This window comes from Jezberella sp., assembly GCF_964834465.1.
Genome location: NZ_CBAZRM010000044.1, coordinates 1 through 3,279 on the forward strand (window position 1 = coordinate 1; position 3,279 = coordinate 3,279).

Sequence of the window (3,279 nt, forward strand, 5' to 3'; positions counted from 1 at the left end):
GTTACGGGTCATAATCTGCTGCTAAATTGATTCTGTCATTGCCTTGTCACGGGATTGGTTGTCGATCGCGGCGCGAAGGGAACAACGCAACGCGGGTAGGGTTCAACATAATTCAGTCAGCCAAATTTAATCGCTTTGGGCAGAAACACAATTTGGATTCAGATTAATCCAATCGATCTAATGTTGGTAAAATTGCCGCTACACAACCCAGGAGACTTCCATGACCAGTCCACGAAAAATCGTTGCGCGTACCGCTGGAAATCGCCACGGCCCAATTACGCGGCTGATGAGTCCTGGCGATTTGGGGCAATTGCTCAAGCCGTTTATTTTTTTGGATTATGTGGATGCGGTTGGCGATGGGCCTAATTTCGGCTTTCATCCGCATTCCGGTATTGCCACGCTGACCTTTCCCCTAACGTTTGATATGGAGCACACCACTTCTAGCGGGCAGGTTGATTTGGTCAAGCAGCGCGGCGTTGAATGGGTGATGACAGGTGGCGGAATTTGGCACAAAGCACGACCACTTAATGGCACGCAGATGCAAGGTTTTCAAACGTGGTTTGCTTTGCCGCCCTCACACGAATTGGCCGAACCGAGCGCGCAATTTTTGCAACCGACGAACGTTCCGACTGCTAGTCCTGTAACGTTGTTAGTGGGCCAATATCACAACTTGGTGAGTCAAATCGCCGCGCCGTTTGATGTGTGTTATTTGTGGGTTGAATTGCAAGCGGGCGACAAATGGACTTACCAACCCGCCAGTCAACACAACATCGCATGGACTTTCGCGCAAGCGGGGCAGCTTGTGGTCAACGGCGAACAGCTTGAGCGCGAGTTGGCGGTATTCGAAGAAGGCAACGGCGCGCTGGAATTTAAAGCCGCTACCAATGTAGGCTTTTTGGTCGCCTCGGCAGTCAAAGCGCCGCAAGAGCTAGCGATGGGTTACTACTCAGTACATTCCTCGGACGAGCGGCTGGCGATTGGCGAGCGACGGATTAAGGAAATCGGCGCGACGCTCAAAAAATGATGGGGATTTTTTAATTCCTTGTGTGGGGCAAGTTAGCAATAAATTGTTGCGCGTTGTGCTTAACTTGCTCTGCACTCATTCCGGCCTGATACAGGGCTGCGCCCAAGCCGAATCCATTTGCTCCCGCTTGCAAGTAAGCGTCCATATTGTTGGGACTGATTCCGCCGACTGGCAGGCAAATAGTCTCTTTCGGTAAAACCGTGCGCCAGTTTTTTAACGCAGTTGGTGAAACCGAATCAGCCGGAAATAATTTGAGCGCATTCGCCCCGTGTTTTAGTGCGCTGAATGCTTCGCTCACTGTCGCCACACCCGGAATCGAATACAAGCCAGAAGCCGCGCTATGGGTGATTAGCTCTGGGTCGCAATGCGGCATCACGATTAACTTACCGCCCGCGTTTGCGACGTCGTTGAGTGCGCCTAAAGTTAAAACCGTACCCGCGCCTAATAAACAATCGGCTGGCATCGTTTTAGCCAGTACTTCAATACTGCGAATCGCGTCCGGTGAATTTAATGGAATCTCGATGCAACGCAAACCGCTCTCGTATAGCACATCAACAATCGCTTGGCATTCGTGCGTTTGGATGCCGCGCAGAATTGCCACCAAGGGGATGGAGGATAAATAGGCGGCGAGTGAAGGTGCGCTTGTCATAGGAATTGAGATTTTGTGAGAGCGAAATAAATTAATCGTTTTGACGATGCAAAACTTGTCCATTGCGTGCCTTGGTTGGGCCGGAATTATCTAGCGCAATTTCACCATTGACCAGCACCCAATGTATGCCTTTAGCCGCCACTTTAGGTTGGGCAAAAGTGGCCTGATCTGAGATCGTAGCAGGGTCAAAAATAACTAAGTCAGCCCAGTAACCCAAATCAATTTGACCGCGCTTTTTGATGCCAAAATTTTTCGCCGACAGCCCCGTCATTTTGTGCACTGCATCCGCCAAGTTAAACAAACGCTCGTCGCGGCAATAATGACCAAGCACGCGCGGGAATGCGCCCCATAAACGCGGGTGCGGATGGCTGTCGTGCGGCAATCCGTCCGAGCCTATCATCGTGTGCGGGTAGCTCAATACGCGCTGCACATCGTCTTCGCGCATTTGAAAATACACCGCGCCAGCCGGATGCAAACGGCGTGCTGCTTCTTGTTGGTCTACCTTCCACTCAGCAGCGATGTCGGCTAAATCGCGCCCCGCCATGTCAGGGAAGGGTTTAGAAAAACTCACCATGATGCGGATGATGCCATCGACATAAGCAGGGTCGAGCACGGTCGAACCTGCCGTGTAGGGATAGGCATCAAGCCCTAATGCTTGTTGTGTGCGACGTTGTTCGATATAGGCCAGTGTCTCTGTCGTGCGGCCCCAATTGGCGGGGCCAGCGCATTTATGGTGCGATAAGATTACTGGCAGGTTGGCAGCGACGCCGGCGTCGCAGGCTTCGGCTAACGATGCCATCACGCCGTTGTATTCATCGCGAATATGCGATGTGTACACGCCACCTGCTTGCGCGGCGACTTTGGCTAATGCGATGACTTCGTTATTATCGGCAGCTTTGCTGGTTTGGTAAAACAAGCCTGAACTAAATCCTAGCGCTCCGGCTTGCATGCCTTCTTCGAGCAGCGCTTGCATCGCTTCGATTTCAGCTTCATTGGCTCCGCGAGTTAACTCGTTAACCGCGTTCACGCGCAATGTGGAATGGCCGATCAACATGCCCACATTAATCGCCGGTTGGGCGGCGCGCACTGCTGCCGAATAGTTTGCGACGCTGGCATAGCGATAGTCGGTTTGCTGGCCGATTGAATTTAAGGGCGCGGGCACTTCGCGATCTGCTTTCCACGGGGCTAAGCTGATGCCGCAATTACCCGTAATGACCGTGGTTACGCCTTGCGTTAATTTAGGTAGCATGGCGGGATGATCGATTAGCTCGCGATCATCGTGGGTGTGTACGTCGATAAAACCTGGACTCACTACTAAGCCGGTTGCGTCGATAATCATAGCGCCGTTGATCGATTTAGATTGTGGCTGCGCCAAGGCGGCGATTTTCTTGTTACTAATACCCAGATCAGCCAAATAGGCAGGGCTGCCAGTGCCGTCGATGACGGTGGCGTTTCTGATGACGATATCGAATTGCATAGTGGGCCGGCTCAACTTTAAAAAAAGGTATTGATAGCGGAAACAACTTGGTAGTTGTCGTTGGCAATCAACATCAGCGCCCATTTATCGAAGGTCGTGCACGGGTGCGAAATACCGCAAGCAACCAAA

General features: G+C 52.0%; 3 protein-coding genes. 1 reads left to right on the top strand and 2 read right to left on the bottom strand.

From position 1 onward, the window contains the following. The first annotated feature begins 220 nt into the window (after positions 1 to 220). Positions 221 to 1,024: a pirin family protein gene (locus AC1W8Y_RS14970; RefSeq protein WP_482015290.1), complete on the top strand. Its 804-nt coding sequence runs from the start codon at positions 221 to 223 to the stop codon at positions 1,022 to 1,024. Between the two features lie 10 nt (positions 1,025 to 1,034). Here AC1W8Y_RS14970 and AC1W8Y_RS14975 read toward each other — a convergent pair whose 3' ends face one another. Both AC1W8Y_RS14975 and AC1W8Y_RS14980 read right to left on the bottom strand, forming a co-directional pair. Beyond that, entirely contained in the window at positions 1,035 to 1,673 is a 639-nt protein-coding gene (locus AC1W8Y_RS14975; protein ID WP_482015291.1) for a 2-dehydro-3-deoxy-6-phosphogalactonate aldolase, read from the bottom strand. Between the two features lie 31 nt (positions 1,674 to 1,704). After that, the gene (locus AC1W8Y_RS14980) at positions 1,705 to 3,150 is read right to left on the bottom strand and encodes an N-acyl-D-amino-acid deacylase family protein (RefSeq protein WP_482015292.1); all 1,446 of its coding nucleotides are present in this window, start codon (positions 3,148 to 3,150) and stop codon (positions 1,705 to 1,707) included. Positions 3,151 to 3,279: the final 129 nt, after the last annotated feature.

Excerpts from the sequence above, each read along its gene's own strand:
- AC1W8Y_RS14975 (WP_482015291.1), bottom strand. The coding sequence starts at position 1,673 with ATGACAAGCGCACCTTCACTCGCCGCCTATTTATCCTCCATCCCCTTG.
- AC1W8Y_RS14980 (WP_482015292.1), bottom strand. The coding sequence starts at position 3,150 with ATGCAATTCGATATCGTCATCAGAAACGCCACCGTCATCGACGGCACT.
- AC1W8Y_RS14970 (WP_482015290.1), top strand. The coding sequence starts at position 221 with ATGACCAGTCCACGAAAAATCGTTGCGCGTACCGCTGGAAATCGCCAC.